Origin of the sequence: Streptomyces sp. NPDC007084 (assembly GCF_040703595.1) — a bacterium.
Classification (GTDB): domain Bacteria; phylum Actinomycetota; class Actinomycetes; order Streptomycetales; family Streptomycetaceae; genus Streptomyces.
This window is the reverse complement of sequence record NZ_JBEYFY010000003.1, coordinates 67394-86220: the sequence shown is the minus strand read 5'-3', so window position 1 is coordinate 86220 and position 18827 is coordinate 67394. Positions and strand designations below refer to the sequence as shown.

Below are 18827 nucleotides of genomic sequence, written 5' to 3'. Positions count from 1 at the left end.
ACGGCCGGTGTCACTGGGGCTCGGGGTGCCCCGAGCCCGGCGAGACGCCGGCGAACTCGGCGCCCGCGTCCCGCAGCCGGGCGTGCAGCGCCTCGAAGACCCGGGCCGAGCGCGAGCCCGGCCAGTCGTCGGGGAGCAGGGCCGGGGGCAGCCCCGGATCGGCGTAGGGGAGGTGGCGCCAGGAGTCGAGGGCGAGGAGATAGTCGCGGTAGGCGTCCTCGTGCGGTGTGTCCACGCGGTGCTCCCAGGCCCGCAGGACCGGCTCGTGCTCGGCGAGGAAGGCCTCGTGCTCCTTGGCGATCGCGGCCAGGTCCCACCAGCGGGCGACCGCCTCCGCCGTCGCCGCGAACCCCAGATGCTCGCCGCGGAACAGCTCCACGTACGGGTCGAGGCCCAGCCGCTCCAGGGTGTGCCGGGTCTCCTGGTGCAGCCGGGCCGGGGCGAGCCACACCCCGGGGGCCGCCGTGCCGAAACCGAGACCGGCCAGCCGCGAGCGCAGGACGTGCCGCTTCTGCCGCTCCGACTCGGGCACCGAGAAGACCGCGAGCACCCAGCCCTCGTCCTCGGGCGCGGTCGACGCGTACACCCGGCGGTCGCCGTCCTCCAGCAGTTGCCTGGCGTCCGACGACAGCGCGTACCCCGCCGCGCCCCCGGCCGTGCGCGCCGGTTCCAGCAGCCCACGCCGCTTGAGCCGGGACACCGAGGAACGTACGGAGGGCGCGTCCACGCCGACCGCCGCGAGCAGCCGGATCAGCTCGGCCACCGGCACCGGACCGGGCATGAAGCGGCCGTAGGCGCCGTAGAACGTGACGATGAGGGACCGGGGTGCGTGGTGCTCTGACACGGTGATCACTCTAGTGCTCGAAGATCACTTGGGGCCGGGCCGGGAGGACGTATCACCCTCCGGTGCGTCCGGTGACGGTGCGTCAGCGAAGGGCGCGGCGCGCAGCAGGAACCGCTGGAGCTTGCCCGTGGCGGTGCGCGGCAGGGCGTCGAGGAAGACGATCTCGCGCGGGCACTTGTACGGCGCCAGCTCGGCCTTCAGGAAGACGCGCAGCGCCTCCGGGTCCCGGGCGGCGCCCTCCCTGAGCACCACATGGGCCACCACGACCTGGCCGCGTGCCGCGTCGGGCCGCCCGACGACCGCCGTCTCGACCACGTCCGGGTGCCGCAGCAGCGCTTCCTCGACCTCCGGGCCCGCGATGTTGTACCCCGCCGAGATGATCATGTCGTCGGCGCGGGCCACATAACGGAAGTAGCCGTCGGGGTCGCGGACATAGGTGTCGCCGGTGATGTTCCAGCCGTCCCGCACGTACTCCCGCTGCCGGGGGTCCGCGAGATAGCGGCAGCCGACCGGGCCGCGCACCGCGAGCAGCCCCGGCTCGCCGTCCGCCGCCGGTCTCCCGTCGGCGCCGATCACCCGCGCCTGCCAGCCGGGCACCGGCAGCCCGGTCGTGCCGGGGCGGATGTCCCCGTCGGCGGCGGAGATGAAGATGTGCAGCAGTTCGGTCGCGCCGATGCCGTTGATGATGCGCAGCCCCGTGCGCTCGTACCAGTCCCGCCAGGTCGCGGCCGGCAGGTTCTCGCCCGCCGACACACAGCGCCGCAGCGAACCGGTGTCGTGGCCGTCCAGGTCCGCCAGCATCGTCCGGTAGGCCGTCGGCGCGGTGAACAGCACGGACACGCGGTGCTCGGCGATCGCGGGCAACAACTGCCCAGGGCCCGCCTGTTCGAGCAGCAGCGCACTGGCGCCCGCGCGCAGCGGGAAGACGACCAGACCGCCGAGTCCGAAGGTGAAGCCCAGCGGGGGGCTGCCCGCGAACACGTCGTCCGCGCGCGGGCGCAGCACGTGCTCGGAGAAGGTGTCCGCCGTAGCGAGCAGATCCCGGTGGAAGTGCGCACAGCCCTTGGGCCGGCCGGTGGTGCCCGAGGTGAAGGCGATCAGCGCCACGTCGTCGGCGGCCGTGTCCGCCGGCTCGAAGGGCTCGGCGGGCGCGCCGGTGATGCGCAGCAGCAGATCGTCCGGCGCGTCACCGCCGTACGGGGTGATCCGCAGCCCGTCGACGCCCGCGCGCTCCAGGTCGTCGACCGAGCGCAGATCGCACAGCGCGTGCGTCACCCGGGCGATCCCGCAGATGGTCCGCAGCTCGTGCGCCCGCTGCTGCGCGAGAACGGTGACCGCGACGGCGCCCGCCTTCAGCACCGCCAGCCAGCACGCGGCCAGCCACGGCGTGGTGGGTCCGCGCAGCAGCACCCGGTTGCCCGGGACCACGGCCAGCTCGCCGGTGAGGACATGGGCGATCCGGTCGACCCGCTCGCGCAGGTCCCCGTACGACCAGGGCGGCCCGGACGGCGTACGGAAGGCGGGGCGCCCGGGGTCGGGCCCGGCGAGCAGCTCGGCGGCACAGTTCAGCCGCTCGGGGTAACGCAGCCCCGGCAGACCGAAGCACAACTCGGGCCACTGGTCCGGGGGCGGGAGATGGTCACGCGCGAAGGTGTCGACGTGGGCCGAGTACGGGGGTGGGGCGGCGGGTCGGGCGGGGGCCGGGTGGGCCGGCGCCGACGGGTCCGCGGGATCCACGGGATGCATGGCCGTTCGCCCCCTTGCCTTCGTGGGCTGCCTCTTGGGCGTCCTGGTGGGCTCGCCCAAGGAGCGTATCGTGTCGGTGACGACAGTCAACTGTTCGCGATAACGTGGGACGGTGTCCGACGGGGAGAGGGACCGGCCATGACCGCATTCTCACTTGAACCAGGACAGACCGCCTGGTGCGCCGAGCTGCGCGCCCTGGCCGCCGACCATCTGCGTCCCCTCGCCGACAAGGGCGAGCCGGGCCGCGTCAACCGCCCGCTGGTCGCCGAACTCGGCCGACTCGGCCTGCTCGCCCGCTTGTTCACCTCCGGCGCCCTCGACCTCTGTCTGATGCGCGAGTCGCTCGCCCAGGTCTGCACCGAGGCCGAGACCGCGCTCGCCCTCCAGGGGCTCGGCGCCCATCCCGTCCACACCCACGGCACCGCCGCCCAGCGCGAGCACTGGCTGCCCCGGGTGGCGGACGGCGAGGCGGTGGCCGCCTTCGCGCTGAGCGAGCCCGGCGCCGGCTCCGACGCCGCCGCGCTGACCCTGCGCGCCGACGAGGACGGCTCGGGCGGCTGGCTGCTCACCGGCGAGAAGTGCTGGATCTCCAACGCCCCCGAGGCCGACCTCTACACCGTCTTCGCGCGGACCGGACCCGCCCCCGGAGCGCGCGGAGTCACCGCGTTCCTCGTCCCGGCCGACCGCCCCGGCCTCACCGGGACCCCCCTCGACCTGCTCTCGCCGCACCCGGTGGGCGCCCTCGCCTTCGACCACGTCCCCGTCACCCCGGACGACGTCCTCGGCGAGGTCGGCCACGGTTTCCGGGTCGCCATGGCCACCCTCGACCTCTTCCGGCCCAGCGTCGGCGCGTTCGCCGTCGGCATGGCGCAGGCCGCCCTCGACGCCACCCTCGCCCACACCGCGCGGCGCACCGCGTTCGGCGGCCCCCTGAAGGACCTCCAGACCGTCTCCCACCAGGTCGCCGAGATGGCCCTGCGCACCGAGGCGGCCCGCCTCATGGTCTACGCGGCGGCGACCGCCCACGACTCCGGGGCCACCGGCGTCCCCCGCCGCGCCGCGATGGCCAAGCTCCTCGCCACCGAGACGGCCCAGTACGTCGTCGACGCCGCCGTCCAGCTCCACGGAGCGCGCGCCCTGGAACGCGGCCACCTCCTCGAACACCTCTACCGCGAGGTGCGGGCGCCGCGGATCTACGAGGGCGCCAGCGAGGTCCAACGGGCCGTCATCGCAAGGGAGTTGTACCGCGAGGCGGCGCCGACGCCGACAGCCGGACCCGCAACGGGAGCGGGACAGGGCCGGAACGGGAACGGCCCCGGGACCGGAGACCGTATGAGCGCCGCCCCGGGAACGGAGCCCGCATGACCGCCGAGCACGTCGATCCGCCCGAGCGCGGCCGGCGATCCGAGCGCGTCAATCCGCCCGAGCTGTCGCCGCCGACCGGCTTCTCCCACGCCGTCGTGGCCACCGGCTCCCGGCTCGTCTTCCTGGCCGGGCAGACCGCGCTCGACGGCGACGGAAAGGTGGCGGGGCAGACCCTGCCGCTCCAGTTCGAGCGGGCGCTGACGAACCTGCTGACCGCGCTGCGCGCGACGGGCGGCACTCCGGCCGACCTCGCCCGGGTCACCGTCTACGCCACGGACGTCGCCGACTACCGGCTCAACGCCCCCGAACTCGGCCGGATCTGGCACCGGTTGGCGGGCCGCGACTACCCGGCGATGGCCGTCGTCGGCGTCACCCGCCTGTGGGACGAACAAGCCCTGGTCGAACTCGACGGCTTCGCCGTGCTCCCGTAGCCCCGCGCCAAGGACCGAGCGTGGGTCAGGCGGCGGTGACGAGCCGCTCGGCGAACACCCGATGCGGAGCGACCACGCTGCCGTCGGGGCGCAGTTCACCACTGTCGTCGAAGACGATCACGCCGTCGCACAGAAGGTGCCAGCCCTGCTCGGGATGGGCCGAGACGATGTGCGGGGCGACGGAGTCCAGGGCCGGGCAGGAAGACTGGTGAGAACACATGGCGCACCTCCACGTCGGATGCGGGGAGCGCCGGCGGTGTTGTCGTCGCCCTCGCATACCCAGACCATGCGCGCCCGGAGAACGCACCGGAACACCCGGTCGTCAAGCGTGACAGGACGGGGACAACTCCCGGACGCGGCCGCGACGGGTGTGGTCAACTCGCCACCAATGGGGTGATGATCACCGGTTCGGGGGCGCCGGACCGGTACCTGTTGAGCGCTCTTTCCCGGGCCCTCAGCGGGCCCCGTTCCAGGAGGTATCCCCATGCTGTTCGTCCGCCAGACCCTCGGTACGGCCGCCGCCGCGGCCCTGTTGCTGCTGCTCGCCCCCTCCGCCGTCGCCCGGTCCGCCGCGCTCGACGAGGTGACCGTCGACCCGACGGCCACGGTCGCCGCCGACGGCACCATCACTCTCTCCGGCACCTACCGCTGCGCCGCCGCCTCCGGACCCGTGTTCGTGTCCTCGTCGGTGTCCCAGGGCGACCCCCGGGTCAAGCAGGGCATCGGCGGCTCCTCCGCGGTCTGCGACGGCGCCGAGCACCGCTGGACCAACACCGAGAAGCGCGAGGCGGGCACCCTGGTCCCGGGCGCCGCGCACGTCGAGGCCACCCTGCTGGAGCTGGCCGGCACCGGCCTGCCGCTCCCCACCTTCCACGCGAGCCGCCGGCAGGACGTCACGGTCACCCAGGGCTGAGCGGCTGAGCATCCCGGGCGACCGGGCGAGAAGCGCGGCGCCGGTCCCGCCGGGCGGGCGAGACCGGCGCGCCGCGCAGGACCGGCGGGTGGACGCGAACGGCCACGAACCGCCCGCCGGGGATGCGACTCTGGACGTCCAGGCGGCATCACGGCGGCGCGCGGTGCCGCGCCGGGTGGAGGAGGAGACGTGCCAGGATCGCGGCCGGGCAGGACCGTGGTGATCACCGGAGGTACCGACGGCATCGGCCGCGCGCTCGCCGACGAGCTGCTGGAGCGCGGCGACACGGTGGTGGTCGTCGCGCGGAACGCCGGCAAGGGCGAGGCGTTCCGCCGGCGGGCCCGCCAACTCGGCGCCGGGGAGCGGGCCTTCTTCGTACGCGCCGATCTGGGCCTGCTCGCCGACAACGAACGGGTGCTGGAGGCCCTGGCCGGGTTCCCGGTGATCGACGCGCTGGTCCTGTGCGCCCGGCACTACCGTTCCGACCGGGCGGAGACCGCCGAGGGCATCGAGGAGACCTTCGCGCACTTCTATCTCAGCCGGTACGTGCTCGGCCACGGGCTAGCTCCCGCGCTGCTGCGGGCCGACCGGCCGGTAGTCGTCAACGTGGCCGGGCCGGGCGCTGATCTCGGCCTGGTCCGCTGGGACGACCTGGAGTTCCGGGCGGACTACCAGGGCGGGGCGGCCCTCGGACAGGGCGGCAAGCTCAACGACCTGCTGGGCGTCTCCTCCGCCGAGCGGTACGGCGGCGCCGGACTGCGCTATGTCCTCATCCACCCCGGGGCGACCCGGACCGGCATCTCCGGACAGTACGACGAGCCCACCCTCCGGTACATCCGGGAACTCCAGCGCACCGCCAAACCGGTCTCCGAGGCCCTGGGACCCGTGCGGGACGCGCTGGACACCCCTCCGCCACGGCCGCTGAGCGCCTTCGTCGAAGGACGCGAACTGCCCGTGGACACCAAGGACTTCGACGCCGCCGCCGCGCACCGGCTGGACGCGTTCACGGCGGACTTCCTGGCCCGGCACCGAGCGGCGGCCGACGGGGCGGACGGCGCCCGCCGCTGAGGTTCAGCCGGCGGCGTAGGCGCGCAGGAAGGTGTCGACCGCCGAGCGGGCCAGCGCCCGCATCTCGGCGGTGGTCACCTTGCGCGTGCCCAGCCGGGAGCGGGTCTCCAGCGGGCCGGTGACGAGGGCGAGCAGTTGCTCGGCGGCGACGGCCGGATCGCAGGGGCGCAGATGGCCGGAGACGGTCAGGCGGGCGAGCCGGTCGGCCATCGCCTCGGCGACCCGGACGGACGTACAGCCCTGCACCGCCTCGATGAGGTCGGGGAAGCGGGCCACCTGCGCGTAGGTCAGCCAGCGCAGGGAACGGGAGCGTCTGTCGCAACAGGACCGGACCAGCTGGTAGGCCACGCCCTCCAGCGTCGCGCGCAGATCGTCGCCGGGCGAGCGCATCCGGTCGAGCACGGCGATGTTGGCGTCCATGACCGTCTGCGCCGTGGCGGTCAGGGTCGCCCGGAACAGGGTCTCCTTGTCCGCGAAGTGGTTGTAGACCGTCGGCTTGGCGACGCCCGCCCGCTCGGCGATCTCCTGGACGAGTGCCTGCATGTAGCCGCGCTCGGCGAAGACGTCGAAGGCCGCCTCCAGGATCGCGCGCCGCTTGTCCAGACGCCCGCGTGAGGAGGCCGGTGCCGCCGTTGTCGCTGCTGATGTCATGCCTCCAGGGTAGTCGCCCGCGCCTTCGAACGAACCGGCGGAACCAGTCCCCTGAACCCGGCCGGGTCTCTACCGACGGGATTGATAAATTGAACCCGCTGGTTCAGTATTGAACCCGCCGGTTCAGTGAGGCCCGTACCGGACCCGCCGGGCCGGCACGGGCCCCCGACCTCAGTTCGCGCACCCCCTGGGAGACTTCAGATGACCGCCCCCGCGCACGACAGCCTCGATCCCGCGTTACGGCGGATGATCGGCGTGATCCTGATCGGCGGGATCATGGGGATCCTCGACGGGTCCATGACCGCCGTCGCCGTGGACACGCTGTCCTCCCGCTTCCACGCCTCGCTGAGCACCACCGGCTGGGTGTCCACGGGATATCTCCTCGCGCTGACCGTCACCATCCCCGTCACCGCCTGGGCCGTGGAGCGGATCGGCGGCCGGCGGCTGTGGCTGTCCGGGCTGGTGCTGTTCATGGCCGGATCCGTCGCCTCGGGACTGGCCTGGAACATCGGCAGCCTGATCCTCTTCCGGGTCGTGCAGGGCTTCGGCGCCGGCATCCTCGACCCGCTGATGCTCACCCTGCTGGCCCGCGCCGCCGGTCCCGCCCGGATCGGCCGGGTGATGGGCGTCATGGGCATCGTCGGCTCGACCGGACCCGTCCTCGGCCCGATCGTCGGGGGCGCCCTGCTCCAGGGGCTGGACTGGCGCTGGATGTTCTTCGTCAACGTCCCGATCGTGATCGTCGCCTTCGTGCTGGCCCGCCGCACCCTGCCCGCCGACCCGCCCGAGGCGCTCGGCGCGGCCGGCCGGCTCGACGTCGTCGGCTTCGCGCTGATCGGCCCCGGCGCGGCGGCGGGCGTCCTCGCGCTCTCCGAGGTCGCCCAGCGCGGCTCGTTCGTCACCTGGCAGGTGCTGCTGCCGCTCGGCCTCGCCGCCGCCCTGCTCGCCGGGTACGCGGCCCACGCGCTGCGGGTCGGGCAGACCCCGCCGCTGATCGACCTCAGGCTGTTCACCCGGCGCAGCTTCAGCGCCAGCGTCGTCGCCGCCGCGGTGCTGGGCCTCGCCACCTTCGCGAGCATCTTCGTGATCCCGCTCTATTACCAACAGGTGCGCGGGCTCGGCGTGTTCGAGTCCGGGCTGCGCCTCGCGCCCTTTGGCGTCGGCTCCGCGCTGGTGATGCCGCTCGCCGGCCGGCTGTCCGACCGGCTCGGCTCGCGGAGCCTGGCCATGACCGGCGCCGCGATCGCGCTGCTCAGCTCGCTGGCGTTCAGCCGGTTCGACGCCCAGACCGCCGAACTGTGGCCGCTGCTCGCGGCGTTCACCCTCGGCGTCGGCACGGGCTCGGCGGGAGCGCCGGTGATCGGCTCGGTCTACCGGACGCTGCCCGCCGCGCTGGTCCCGCAGGGCAGTTCCGTGCTCTACATGCTCAACCAGTTGGGCGCCTCGATCGGCATCGCGCTGGTCGCCCTGCTCATGCAGCACGCGGGCGCCGATCCCGGGTCGGGCTTCCACGCCGCGTACCTGGCGGTGGCGACCGCGCTCGCCGTCATGATCGTCGCCTGCCTGTTCGTGCCGGGACGGACGCCCGCCGCCGCGCCGCAGTCGCCCGCCGACCCGGACGTCGAGCGGCCCACGGCGGACGTCGGTTCCGAGGGGAACACCGGCCGGCCGTGAACCGGGTGAAGTCGTGGAAGAGGTGAGAGCCCTGTCCGAGCAGTGGATGGACATCCTGCTGGCGCCCGAGCGGGACCGGTTGACCGTGGCGGAGGTCTGTCGCCGGCACGGCATCTCCCGCAAGACGTACTACGTCTATCTCGCCCGCTATCGCGCGGAGGGGCCCGCCGGACTCGCGCCCCGCTCGCGCCGCCCGAAGAACTCCCCCCGGCGCACCGCCCGGACCATCGAGTCGCTCGTCGTCCAGATCCGCGCCGCGCAGCCCCGCTGGGGCGCCCAGCGGATCCACAACGAACTGCTGCGACGCGAGGTGCCTGGCGTCCCGGCGGTGTCGACCGTCCACGCGATCCTGCGCCGCCACGGCCTGCTGGGGGCCGGTGCGAACGCGGCTGCGAACGCGGCTGCGAGCGTGGGTGTGGGGGCGGGTGCGGGTGCGGTGCCGAACGGACGGCCCGGCGGCTGAGCGGCCGGGGCGGCCGGGGCGGCCGGGCGGCCGGGCGCCTGAAGGGCTCGGCGCGCGCCTGAACGGGTGGGGCGACCTTGCCGGCCGCCCCACCCGCTGCCGTACGAGCCCGGCCGCCTCACCTCGTACGAGCCCGGCCGCCCCGCCCGCCGCCGTAGCGACCGCAGCCGCCCCGCCCGCCCCGTACCGCCCGCTACCAGGTAACCGGCAGCCGGGACACCCCGAACACCAGGGCGTCGTCCCGGTACTCCACGCTGTCGAAGCCGACGGCGGGCCGCAGGCCGGGGAAGCGCCGTAGCAGGGCGGGGAGCGCGATCTGGAGTTCCAGCCGGGCGAGCTGCTGCCCGATGCACTGGTGGGCGCCGTAGCCGAACGCCAGATGTGCCCCCGGGGTGCGGCGTACGTCGAGGCGGCCGGGATCGCCGGTCACCAGATCCGTGCCGTGATGGGCGGCGAGGGTGGACAGCAGGACGCGTTCGCCGGCCTTCACCGGGTGCCCACCGAGATCCAGATCGGCGCCCGCCTGCCGTACCAGCGGCGGCGCCACCGCGAGCAGCCTCAGCAGTTCCTCGACGGCGCCGGCGGTGAGCGTGTCGTCGTCCCGGACCAGCGCGAACTGCTCCGGGTCGCGCAGCAGGGCCAGCGTGCTCAGCCCGATCATGCTGGTCACCGTCTCGTGCCCGGCGACCAGGATGCTGTTGCCCATGCCGACCAGCTCGTCGTTGCTCAGCTCGTCGCCGTGCCGGCGGATCAGGTCGCCGAGGATGTCGTCCCCGGGGTGCTCGCGCTGCCGCCGGACCAGCTCGCCCATGTAGGCGGCCATCGCGGCGAAGTTCTCCAACTGGGTCTCCAGCGAGTTGGCGGCATCCGTGCCGGTGGCGCTGCGCCGCCGGATGCCGTCGCGGTCCTCGGCGGGGATGCCGAGGAGTTCGCAGATGGCCAGCAGCGGAACGGGACCGGCGAATGCCTCGATCAGATCGCTGCCGGGACCGGCCGCTTCGAGGGCGTCCAGCCGCTCCTCGACCACCCGGTGGATCGCCGGCGCCAGCGAGCGGACCCGCCTGACCGTGAACGCGCCCGACAGCATGCGGCGGTAGCGGGTGTGCTCGGCGCCGTCGTAGTTGAGGAGGATCCCGGGCTGGTTCATCACCGTGCGCGGGCCGGTGCGGTCGAAGGCGAACCCGGCCTCCAGCCGGGGATCGGCGAGCGCCTGGCGCACCTCCTCGAAGCGGGTCACCAACACGGCGTCGAACGTGCCGAGTTGAGGATTGGAGGTCGGGACGCGGGGCAGCTCGGGCGTGTCCCGCAGCCGTTCGAGATCGGGATCGGGCCGGAAGGGGCAGCGGGCCGGACGCCGGTTGTGCGGCATCGGTACGGCGGAGGTCATCGGTCTCCTCTCAAAGGGCGGACAGGGCGGACGGGACACCGTCGAGCAGGGCGCGCGCGGTACGGACACGGCCGGGGCTGTTCCAGCCGACGACACCGACCAGCCGCCCGGACACCTCGGCGTGGGCGACGAACCGGCGGTCCGCCACCGACCCCTCGGCGATCCGGACGGCGGCCGAGGCCGGCACCGAGCCGTACACCTGGACGCGCACCCCGTACTGGTCGGACCACACGTAGGGCACGGGCCGGTAGGGGCCCTGCGCGGCGCCGAGCAGTTCGGCGGCCACGTACAGGCCCTGTTCGGTGGCGTTCGTACGGTTCTCCAGCCGGACCCCGCGCCCCGGCCCGGCGCCGAAGCGGGCGATGTCGCCGACCGCGTACACGTCCTCGGCGGCCCGGCAGCGGGCGTCGCAGACCACGCCGTCGTCGAGGGTGAGGCCGCTGCCGGTCAGCCAGTCCGTGGCGGGCCTGCCGCCGACCGCGACGGCCACCGTGTCCGCGCGCAGCACCTCGCCGGTCCCGGTCCGCACGCCGGTCACCCGCCCGGCCTCCGCGACCAGTCCGGCCACGGTGGTGGAGGTGAGCAGCCGGACGCCGTGTCCGGTGTGCAAGTCGGCTATGTGGGCGCCGAGTCCGGGACCGAGGAGGCGTTCCATGGGGCCGGGCGCCGGTTCCACGAGAGTGACGTCCGGGCCCAGGGAGCGCGCGGTCGCCGCGATCTCGCAGCCGAGGACCCCCGCGCCGACCACCACGACCGAACGGGCCGAGGCCAGATCGGCGCGCAGCCGCCGGCTGTCGTCCGCGCCGCGCAGGGTGTGCACCCCGGCGAGCCGCTGCCGGCCGGGCAAGAGCCGGGCGTGCAGCCCGGTCGCCAGGACCAGGGTGCGGTAGCCGAGCACGGAGCCGTCCGCGAAGGCCAGCCGGTGGCCCGGCAGGTCGGCCCGGACGGCCCGCAGGCCCAGCCGCAGGTCGATGCCTAGCGCGTCGAACGCGGAGCGCTCACGCAGCCGGGCCCGCTCGGGCGGCCAGCGGCCGGCGAGCACCTGCTTCGACAACGGCGGCCGGTCGCTGGGCAGTTCGGGGTCGGCGTCCACAAGGGTGACGGAGCCCTGGAAGCCACCGTGGCGCAGACCCTCGGCGACGGCGGTCCCGGCCGCCGCCGCGCCGACGACCAGGACATCGGCGACGGCGCGGGCGGCCGTCACGACGGTGCCCACGCCACGCGGATGACCGCCGCCGGGCACAGCAGCGCGGCCCCGGTGACCGGCCCGTGGGCGGCGGCGGGCGGGCTGGGGTCGAGGAGGACGACCACGCCGTCCTCCTCCCGCTGGTCGAAGACGTCCGGCGCGGCGACCACACAGTGCCCGGCGGCGACACACCGGTCCTGGTCGACCGTGATCTCCAGAAACTCCCGCCGCTCGGCGGTGCCGCTCACCGCAGCTCCTCGATGACCTTGGCGAACGCCTCCATCTCGGGCTCCAGCACACTGAAGTACGACAGCCCGTAGCGGCGGCGGCGCTCCAGGACCTGCTGGGCGCACTCCCGGGCCGAGCCGATGAGCACGGAGGGCAGTTCGGCCAGTTCGGCCGCGCTGAGCGGCAGTTCGTTCTGCCACACGTCGGTGACCGTGCCGCCCGCCGCCGACGGCAGCACGCGGTGGACGGGGATGTTGAGTTCGACGTCGCGGGCCCGGTCCCCGAGCAGTTCGTGCACCTGCGTCACCCGCGCGGCGATCTCCTCGGGACCGCCCAGGCGCAGCCCGTCGCCGTCCGGGACGGGGACGGTGCCGGTGAAGCCGACGATGTCGGCGTGCTCGGCCGCCAGCCGCAGGACCCGCGGCCCGCGGCCCGCGACCAGGACCGGCGGCCCGCCGGGCTGCGCGGCCGGCGGCGAGGCATGCGGGGAGGCGAACACCTCGCGCAGTTCGCGCAGCGTGCGCTCCAGGTGGTCGACCCGTTCCCGGGCCGGTAGCCAGGGCAGGCCGGCCCGGTCGAACTGCGCCTTGTCGTACCCGGCGCCGAGCCCGATCTCCACCCGGCCGCCCGCGTGGTGGTCGACGGTGGCGAGGTCCCGGGCGAGGACCTTCGGCTGGTAGAAGACGGTGTTGAGCACCAGCGTGCCGAGGCGGATCCGTTCGGTGGCCTCGGCCAGCAGGGCCAGGGTCGCCACCGAGGAGGGCATGCCGAGATGGTCGGAGACGGACACGACGTCGTAGCCGAGGCTCTCCGCGTGGCGGGCCTTGGCCACCCACTCCTCGCGGGTGGAGGGACTGAACAGGACGAGGCCGAACCGCAGCGGCCGGGTGTGCGGGCTGGTCACGGTGAACCCTTCTGTCGCAAGCGGCGCCGGATCAGCGCTGGTAGGGGCGTGCGGCGCGGGCGGCGCGCAGCGCCTCGCCCCACCACACGAGACGGTTGAGCAGGGTCTTGGCCGCGACCTCGCTGTCCTCGGCGTCGCGCGGGACGTCACCGTCGAAGCGCTCCCAGACCTGGTGGAAGATGAGCTGCTCGCGCAGCGGCACCGCGTGCAGTTCGGTGAAGACGTGCCGCAGGTGGGAGACGGCCCACAGACCGCCGCTCATGCCTCCGTAGGAGACGAACCCCACGGGTTTGGCCGCCCATTCGTCGAAGATCCAGTCGATGGCGTTCTTCAGGGCGGCGGGCAGCGTGTTGTTGTACTCGGGGGTGACGACCACGAACGCGTCGGCCCGGCCGAGCCGTTCGGCCAGCCGTCCGCGCAGCGCGGCGGTCTCCTCGTCGGGCGGGTCGCCGGGGGTCGCCCGCTCCACGGGCAGCGGGTAGTCCGCGAGGTCGACCAGGTCGAGGGCGAGGTCGTCGCGGCGGGCCGCCTGGCCGACGAACCAGCGGGCGACGGTCGGCCCGAGCCGGCCCTCCCGGATGCTGCCGATGATGACGGCGACGTTCAACGGCCCGGTGGAGAACAGAGGTTGGGTGGTCATGACGGGGTCGCTCCCTTGGGTGGAGGGGTGCGCAGGCCGGTGAGCGAGACGGCCGCTCCCACCGCTCCGGCGCAGGTGATCGCCAGCAGGGCGGGCCGGTAACCGGAGCCGTGGGCGAGCAGGAAGCCCACCGGCGGGAGCAGCAGTACGCCACCGAGCTGGACGCCGGTCTGGTAGACGGGCACGGCCGAACCGCGGGCTGCGGCCGGGATGTTCCGGGTGGCCTGGAGGTTCAGGGCGGCGAAGGACAGGACGAACGCGAGGCCCACCAGCAGCAGCGTGGGCAGCAGCCCCGGCAGATAGGCGCCGGGGCGGGGCCGGGCGAGGAGCAGGAGCTGTCCGGCGAGTGCCGCGAGGGCGCCGGCCGCGACGGGCCCCGCCGTGCCGAACCGCCCGGTCAGGCGGCCGGCGAACGGCACGGACAGGGCCAGCGGCACACACGCCGGCAGCAGCGCCAGCGCGAGCCGCCAGGGCTCCCAGCCGAACCGGTCGGCGGCCTGGAAGGTGACCAGGAGCAGCAGCGCGGCATAGGTGCCGTTGAGGGTCGCCGCGCCCAGCGTGGCGCGCACCAGCGGGCCGTGCCGCAGCAGCTCCCACGGGAACCGGGGCGGCGGACGCCGCTCGGTGTGCGGCAGCACCCTCAGGCCCCACCCGAGCAGCAGCAGGGCGACGGGGGCGGGGAAGAGGAACGTCAGATGCCAGCTCACCGGGGTCAGCACCCCGGACAGCAGCAGGCCGAGGGTGAACCCGGCGGCACCGAACAGCGAGTAGAGCGACACCGCCCGGCGCAGCGGCCGGCCGTCGGGAAAGGTCGCCGCGATCAGCGCCAGGCCGGCCGGGGCGGTCAGGGCCGCGCAGCCGCCCTTGACGAGGCGCGCGGCGACCAGCACCCACGCCGTGCCGCTCAGCCCGCCGACGACGGAGGCCGCGGCGAACACGACGAGCGCGCCGAGATAGCAACGCCGCAGCCCCCAGCGGGCGGTGAGGCGCGGACCGAGGAGCAGGACGGCCGCGAAGCCGAGGGCGAACCCGGTCATCAGCCACTGCACGCCCCAGACCGACAGGCCCAGGTCGGCCGCGATCGACGGCAGCGCGACCAGCACCACCGACACCTCGATCGCGTCGAGCACCATGTTCCCGGACAGGATCGCGAGCAGCCGCCAGGTGCCGTCCCGGACGGGGGCCGGCGCGAGGGCCGGCTCAGCCACGGCCCGCCGCCGCCGTGGCGCTGTCCGCCCGGGCCTGTTCCGCGAGCAGGCGGGGCAGCCGTCCCGTGATGAGTTCGATGTTGCGGACCACCAGGTCGTCCGGCATGCCCGCCACGCTCGCCCAGAAGATCAGGTGACGGACCGGCAGCCCCCGCGTCCGCTCGTGGATGCGCGCGGCGGCCTGTTCGGGGGTGAGGATCTCCAGCAGCGACCAGGAGCCGTCGTCGGCCGGCCGCTGCGGGAAGTCGTCGGCGGTCAGCAGCGGCGGCCGGGGCAGGTCGGTCCCCTCGAGCGAGCCCTGCTGGTAGGTGTTCATCTGGTGGGCCACGTGCGGGGCGACGCGCGGCCAGGCCGCCTCCGGGTCGTCCGCGAGGATGACCGGCAGCAGGTCCGACACCCGGGCGGTGTCCGGGTCGTGGCCGCCCTCGGCTAGCCCCTCGCGGTAGGGGCCGAAGGTGTGCCGGCTGATGTTCAGCAGACCGATGCCGAGCCGGCCGGCGAGACGGGCCCCGCGCGGCCCGTAGAAGCCGCCCCACAGCGGAACGGGCGACTGGAGGGGCCCCGGCGTGATGCCGCCCTCCTCCCACAGCCTGCGCACCTCGCGGATGTTGGCCTCGACGTCGCGGAACCGGCGGCCGAAGTCGGCGTCGAACAGCCGGTACTCGGGGCGCCGGTACCCGGCGCCGAAGCCGATCTCCAGCCGGCCGCCGCTGATCAGGTCGACGAGCGCGGCGTCCTCGGCGAGCTGGGCCGGCCGGTGGAGGTTGGGCAGCACGACCGCGGTGCCGATCCGCGCCCGGCGGGTGCGCGCGGCGGCGGCAGCGGCGAAGGTGAGCGGCTGGGGCAGATAGCCGTCCTCGAACAGATGGTGCTCGGTGAACCACAGCCCGTCCGCGCCGAGCTGGTCGGCCTCCTCGCAGTACTCCAGCGAGCGGGCGTAGTGGTCGGCCCACGGCCGGTGCCAGGCCTGGGGGTTGCGCAGGTCGAAGAGCAGTCCGACGTCCATCGTCAGACCTCCGTTCGCGAGGGCGGGCGTACGGCCGGGGGACGGGCGGGCGGGGCGGGCGGCCGGCGGCGCGGCCGGCTCAGCACGCGGGCGACGAGCGCGCGCAGGTCACCGGGCTCGCCGCGGTCGTCGAGCGGGTCGGGCGGCCCGGGGTCGTGGTCGGGGTGCGGGCAGGTGTGCCGGGGGTACGACGCGGGTGTCATGGCGAAGGGGTCCTTCCGTACGCCGGAGCCGGCCGGTCAGCCGAGCAGCGTGCCGCCGCTGGCGTCGATGAACGCGCCGGTGATCCAGCGGGCCTCCGAGGTGGCCAGGAACGTCACCACGTCCGCGACGTCCACCGCCTGGCCGACCCGCTTGAACGCGGAGAGCCGGGCCATCTGCTCGACCGCCTCCGGGATGTCGAAGAGGGGGCCGCCGTTGTCGGTGATGCCGGGCGCCACGCTGTTGACGGTGATGCCGCGCGGTGCGAGGTGCCGTGCCAGGTGCAGGGAGAGCTGCTCGACGGCGCCCTTGGTCATCGCGTAGGCGGTCTGGTCCGGGTTGGCCACCCGGGTCAGGCCGGAGGAGATGTTGATGATCCGGCCGCCGTCGCGCAGCAGCGGCAGCGCGCGCTGCACGACGAAGAACGGCGCCTTGGCGTTGACCGCGAAGAGCCGGTCGAACTCCTCGGGCGTGACGTCCTCCGGCGGCACCCCGGCCGGGGTGGTGACGCCCGCGTTGTTGACCACGATGTCCAGCGCGGCCTCCCCGGTGTGCTCCTTCAGCCCCCGCTCGACGCCGAGGAACAGCTCGTGCGCGTCACCGGGGACGCCCAGTTCGGCGCGGACCGAAAAGGCCCGGCCGCCGTCGCCCTCGATGGCCTCGACGGTCTCGCGCGCCGCGTCCTCGCCGGTGGCGTAGTGGACGGCGACCAGCGCGCCTTCCTCGGCGAGGCGGCGGGCGACGGCCCGTCCGATGCCGCGGCTGGAACCGGTCACCAGCGCGGTCTTGCCCGTGAGCCTGCTCATGGCGGAACTCCTGTCCTTCGGTCGGTCGGTCGGGGTGGTGGCCGGGGGCGCGGCGAGGCCGCTGATCCGGCGGGCCAGCCGGCGGCGCACCGAGGGCAACGCGAGGAGCTGGGCGAAGAGCCCGCGCAGGGGCTCCACCTCGGGTCCGCCGAGCAGCAGATACGACTGCGCCTGGATGTCGGTCAGCGTGCGGGCGCCGGCGGGCCGCCGCGTCCGGTCGTAGCCGTCGAGATCGCCGGAGACGAGCCGGGCGCCGAGGTCGGCGGCGTCCCGCAGCCCGAGGTTGAGGGCCTGCCCGCCCACCGGCATCTGGGCGTGGGCGGCGTCACCGGCCAGCAGCACCCGGCCCCGGCGGTAGCGGGTGGCCTGCCGGCGGGTGTCGTCGAAGGCGTCGAGCCACAGCGGTTCGCCGTGCCGGATGTCCTCGCCGGTCACCTTCCGCCAGGCCGCCGCGACCTCCTCGAAGCCGGGCGGCCCCGCGCGCCGCGCGGGAGCCGTGCCGAAGACGTGCACCATCACCCGGGTGCTGCCGTCGGGCCAGCGGTGGGCGGTGGCCAGCCCGCCGGGGTGCCGCTCGAAGCGCCGGCCGGGGATGTCGAGACCGGCGACGTCCGCGCGGAGCATCTCCCGGCGGGCGTCGGCGCCCGCGAATTCGAAGCCCGCGAGCCGCCGGACGGTGCTGTCGGTGCCGTCGCAGCCGACGACGTACGCGCAGGAGAGGTCGAGGCGCCGGCCGTCGGTGGTGCGTGCCTCGACGGTGACGTGCCCGCCGTGGTCGCGCAGTCCGGTCAGGGCGGTGCCCCGGCGGATGTCCGCGCCCAGCTCCCGGGCCCGGTCCTGGAGCACCGCTTCCAGGAGGGTCTGGGGGCACTTCCACTGTCCGGCGTGGCGGTGGCCCGGGTCGGCGGCGGTCAGGTCCAGGGGCAGCCCGCCGAAGTGACCCGGGCCGCCCTCGGGCGGCGGTCCCAGCCGGCCGAGGAGGCCGCGCGTTTCGAGGAGCTCCATGGTGCGGGTGTGCAGGGTGGAGGCCCGGGTCTCGGTCATGGGCCGCTCGCGCCGCTCCAGCACCACCGTGGGCACGCCCCCCGCGCACAGGTCGCCGGCCAGGAGCAGTCCGACGGGGCCCGCTCCGACGACGACCACCGTCCCGGTCAACGCCGTTCTTCCGCGTACCGTTTGGCGTGCTCCAGGGTGGCGCGGCTGTTGGCGCCGAGCGCGTCGCGGACGAAGCGCCGTGCCTCGGGGACGCCCGCGCCGGTGCCGAGGACCCGGGGGATGGCGTCCGGGGCGAGGACGACGGTGTGCTGGGAGGTGGCGGTGACCGTGCCGTCCTCGGCGGTGGCGAACACCCAGCGGCCGGTGTGCAGGGACATCAGGGCGGGCAGGGTGGTCTGCTTGTACACGATCCGCTGGTGCGGGAAGCAGACGCGGACCGACTCGGTGGTGTGTGTGGAGCCGTCCACGGCCCGGGTGTCCATGCGCAGCACCTGAAGACCGGGGGTGTCCTCGGTGAGGGTGACGGACTCGACGTGCGGCAGCCGCTCGGTCCACCGGTCGGCCTGGTCCACGAAGTCGTAGAGGTCCTTGGCGGAGCCGGCGACGACCACCGAGTCCTCGAAGGAGAGCGTCAACTCCGCCGTGCTGGTGGCCTCTTCGAGGCCGGCCTTCACTCCCGGCAGCTCCTTGCGGCTGTTGTCGTCCACCGCCCGGTCGATCCAGGCCAGCCCCTCGGGGTCGTCGTCCACCGCCCCGTAGGAGTGCAGCAGCACCAGACGGGTCTTGCGTTCGCCGAGCGGCTCGACGATCCAGGTGCCGCTCATGTGGGCCACCGGGGGCGCCGACACCTCCTGGCTGAAGGTGATCCGCAGCCCCTCGGGGTCCAGTTCGCGGCGCGAAGTCCAGTTCTTGGCCTCGCCGTTGGCGGTGGCCCAGATCCGGATGCGTTCCTGGTTGCCCTCCCGTTCCAGGTACTCCACGTACACGGAGGGCGGGAAGAGGCGCGGCCAGTTCTCCACCTCGGCGAGCAGGCGGTAGACCTCGGCGGCCGGGGCGTGCACGGTGATCGCGTGCTCGGCCTCGCGGACGGTCATCGTGAACTCTCCTTCG

20 protein-coding genes are annotated in these 18827 nt (G+C 74.5%); 6 read left to right on the top strand and 14 right to left on the bottom strand.

Annotation, left to right across the window (positions count from 1 at the left end):
* Positions 1-10: 10 nt before the first annotated feature.
* Together AB0912_RS03960 and AB0912_RS03955 are read right to left on the bottom strand one after the other, a co-directional pair.
* On the bottom strand, positions 11-853 hold the full coding sequence (locus AB0912_RS03960; RefSeq protein WP_366696351.1) for a PaaX family transcriptional regulator C-terminal domain-containing protein: 843 nt from the start codon (positions 851-853) through the stop codon (positions 11-13).
* Positions 854-868: 15 nt separating this feature from the next.
* Positions 869-2590, bottom strand: a complete 1722-nt coding sequence (locus AB0912_RS03955; RefSeq protein WP_366696350.1) for an AMP-binding protein — start codon at positions 2588-2590, stop codon at positions 869-871.
* A 138-nt stretch (positions 2591-2728) separates the two neighbouring features.
* On the opposite strand from AB0912_RS03955, the gene AB0912_RS03950 reads away from it, so the two are divergent.
* On the top strand, positions 2729-3955 hold the full coding sequence (locus tag AB0912_RS03950) for an acyl-CoA dehydrogenase family protein (RefSeq protein ID WP_366696349.1): 1227 nt from the start codon (positions 2729-2731) through the stop codon (positions 3953-3955).
* A complete protein-coding gene (locus AB0912_RS03945; protein ID WP_366696348.1) occupies positions 3952-4386 on the top strand; it encodes a RidA family protein in 435 nt (144 codons plus the stop codon). Before AB0912_RS03950 ends, AB0912_RS03945 begins: the two co-directional genes overlap by 4 nt.
* Before the next feature lie 25 nt (positions 4387-4411).
* On the opposite strand, the gene AB0912_RS03940 is transcribed toward AB0912_RS03945, so the two are convergent.
* Entirely contained in the window at positions 4412-4606 is a 195-nt protein-coding gene (locus AB0912_RS03940) for a DUF5999 family protein (protein ID WP_366696347.1), read from the bottom strand.
* Between the two features lie 264 nt (positions 4607-4870).
* Between AB0912_RS03940 and AB0912_RS03935 the strand changes: the two genes are divergently transcribed.
* Positions 4871-5299, top strand: coding sequence for a DUF6299 family protein (locus tag AB0912_RS03935; protein WP_366696346.1), 429 nt, complete (start codon positions 4871-4873; stop codon positions 5297-5299).
* Between the two features lie 189 nt (positions 5300-5488).
* Complete coding sequence (locus AB0912_RS03930) at positions 5489-6367, top strand: SDR family NAD(P)-dependent oxidoreductase (protein WP_366696345.1); 879 nt, start codon at positions 5489-5491, stop codon at positions 6365-6367.
* A gap of 3 nt (positions 6368-6370) precedes the next feature.
* Here the strand turns inward: AB0912_RS03930 and AB0912_RS03925 are convergent, their stop codons facing one another.
* The gene (locus AB0912_RS03925; protein ID WP_366696344.1) at positions 6371-7018 is read right to left on the bottom strand and encodes a TetR/AcrR family transcriptional regulator; all 648 of its coding nucleotides are present in this window, start codon (positions 7016-7018) and stop codon (positions 6371-6373) included.
* Positions 7019-7219: 201 nt separating this feature from the next.
* Between AB0912_RS03925 and AB0912_RS03920 the strand changes: the two genes are divergently transcribed.
* Together AB0912_RS03920 and AB0912_RS03915 are read left to right on the top strand one after the other, a co-directional pair.
* A complete protein-coding gene (locus tag AB0912_RS03920; protein ID WP_366696343.1) occupies positions 7220-8692 on the top strand; it encodes an MDR family MFS transporter in 1473 nt (490 codons plus the stop codon).
* A gap of 13 nt (positions 8693-8705) precedes the next feature.
* The gene (locus AB0912_RS03915; RefSeq protein ID WP_366696342.1) at positions 8706-9155 is read left to right on the top strand and encodes a leucine zipper domain-containing protein; all 450 of its coding nucleotides are present in this window, start codon (positions 8706-8708) and stop codon (positions 9153-9155) included.
* Between the two features lie 193 nt (positions 9156-9348).
* Here AB0912_RS03915 and AB0912_RS03910 read toward each other — a convergent pair whose 3' ends face one another.
* From AB0912_RS03910 to AB0912_RS03865, 10 genes are read right to left on the bottom strand one after another with little or no spacing between them, the layout of a single operon-like run.
* Positions 9349-10542, bottom strand: a complete 1194-nt coding sequence (locus tag AB0912_RS03910) for a cytochrome P450 (RefSeq protein ID WP_366696341.1) — start codon at positions 10540-10542, stop codon at positions 9349-9351.
* Between the two features lie 10 nt (positions 10543-10552).
* Positions 10553-11758, bottom strand: coding sequence for an FAD-dependent oxidoreductase (locus AB0912_RS03905; RefSeq protein ID WP_366696340.1), 1206 nt, complete (start codon positions 11756-11758; stop codon positions 10553-10555).
* Positions 11743-11946 (bottom strand): ferredoxin, encoded by a 204-nt coding sequence (locus AB0912_RS03900; RefSeq protein WP_366696542.1) that lies wholly within the window; start codon positions 11944-11946, stop codon positions 11743-11745. Before AB0912_RS03900 ends, AB0912_RS03905 begins: the two co-directional genes overlap by 16 nt.
* A 26-nt stretch (positions 11947-11972) precedes the next feature.
* The gene (locus AB0912_RS03895; RefSeq protein WP_366696339.1) at positions 11973-12860 is read right to left on the bottom strand and encodes a TIGR03621 family F420-dependent LLM class oxidoreductase; all 888 of its coding nucleotides are present in this window, start codon (positions 12858-12860) and stop codon (positions 11973-11975) included.
* A gap of 31 nt (positions 12861-12891) precedes the next feature.
* Positions 12892-13500, bottom strand: coding sequence for an NAD(P)H-dependent oxidoreductase (locus AB0912_RS03890; protein WP_366696338.1), 609 nt, complete (start codon positions 13498-13500; stop codon positions 12892-12894).
* Entirely contained in the window at positions 13497-14708 is a 1212-nt protein-coding gene (locus AB0912_RS03885; RefSeq protein ID WP_366696337.1) for an MFS transporter, read from the bottom strand. Before AB0912_RS03885 ends, AB0912_RS03890 begins: the two co-directional genes overlap by 4 nt.
* A complete protein-coding gene (locus AB0912_RS03880) occupies positions 14701-15714 on the bottom strand; it encodes an LLM class flavin-dependent oxidoreductase (protein ID WP_366696336.1) in 1014 nt (337 codons plus the stop codon). The genes AB0912_RS03885 and AB0912_RS03880 overlap by 8 nt, the downstream gene beginning before the upstream one ends.
* A gap of 2 nt (positions 15715-15716) precedes the next feature.
* A complete protein-coding gene (locus tag AB0912_RS03875) occupies positions 15717-15917 on the bottom strand; it encodes a hypothetical protein (protein WP_366696335.1) in 201 nt (66 codons plus the stop codon).
* A gap of 36 nt (positions 15918-15953) precedes the next feature.
* A complete protein-coding gene (locus tag AB0912_RS03870) occupies positions 15954-17876 on the bottom strand; it encodes an SDR family oxidoreductase (protein ID WP_366696334.1) in 1923 nt (640 codons plus the stop codon).
* Positions 17873-18811 carry an aromatase/cyclase gene (locus AB0912_RS03865; protein WP_366696333.1) on the bottom strand — a complete coding sequence of 313 codons (939 nt, stop codon included), beginning with the start codon at positions 18809-18811 and terminating at the stop codon, positions 17873-17875. Before AB0912_RS03865 ends, AB0912_RS03870 begins: the two co-directional genes overlap by 4 nt.
* Between the last annotated feature and the right edge of the window lie 16 nt (positions 18812-18827).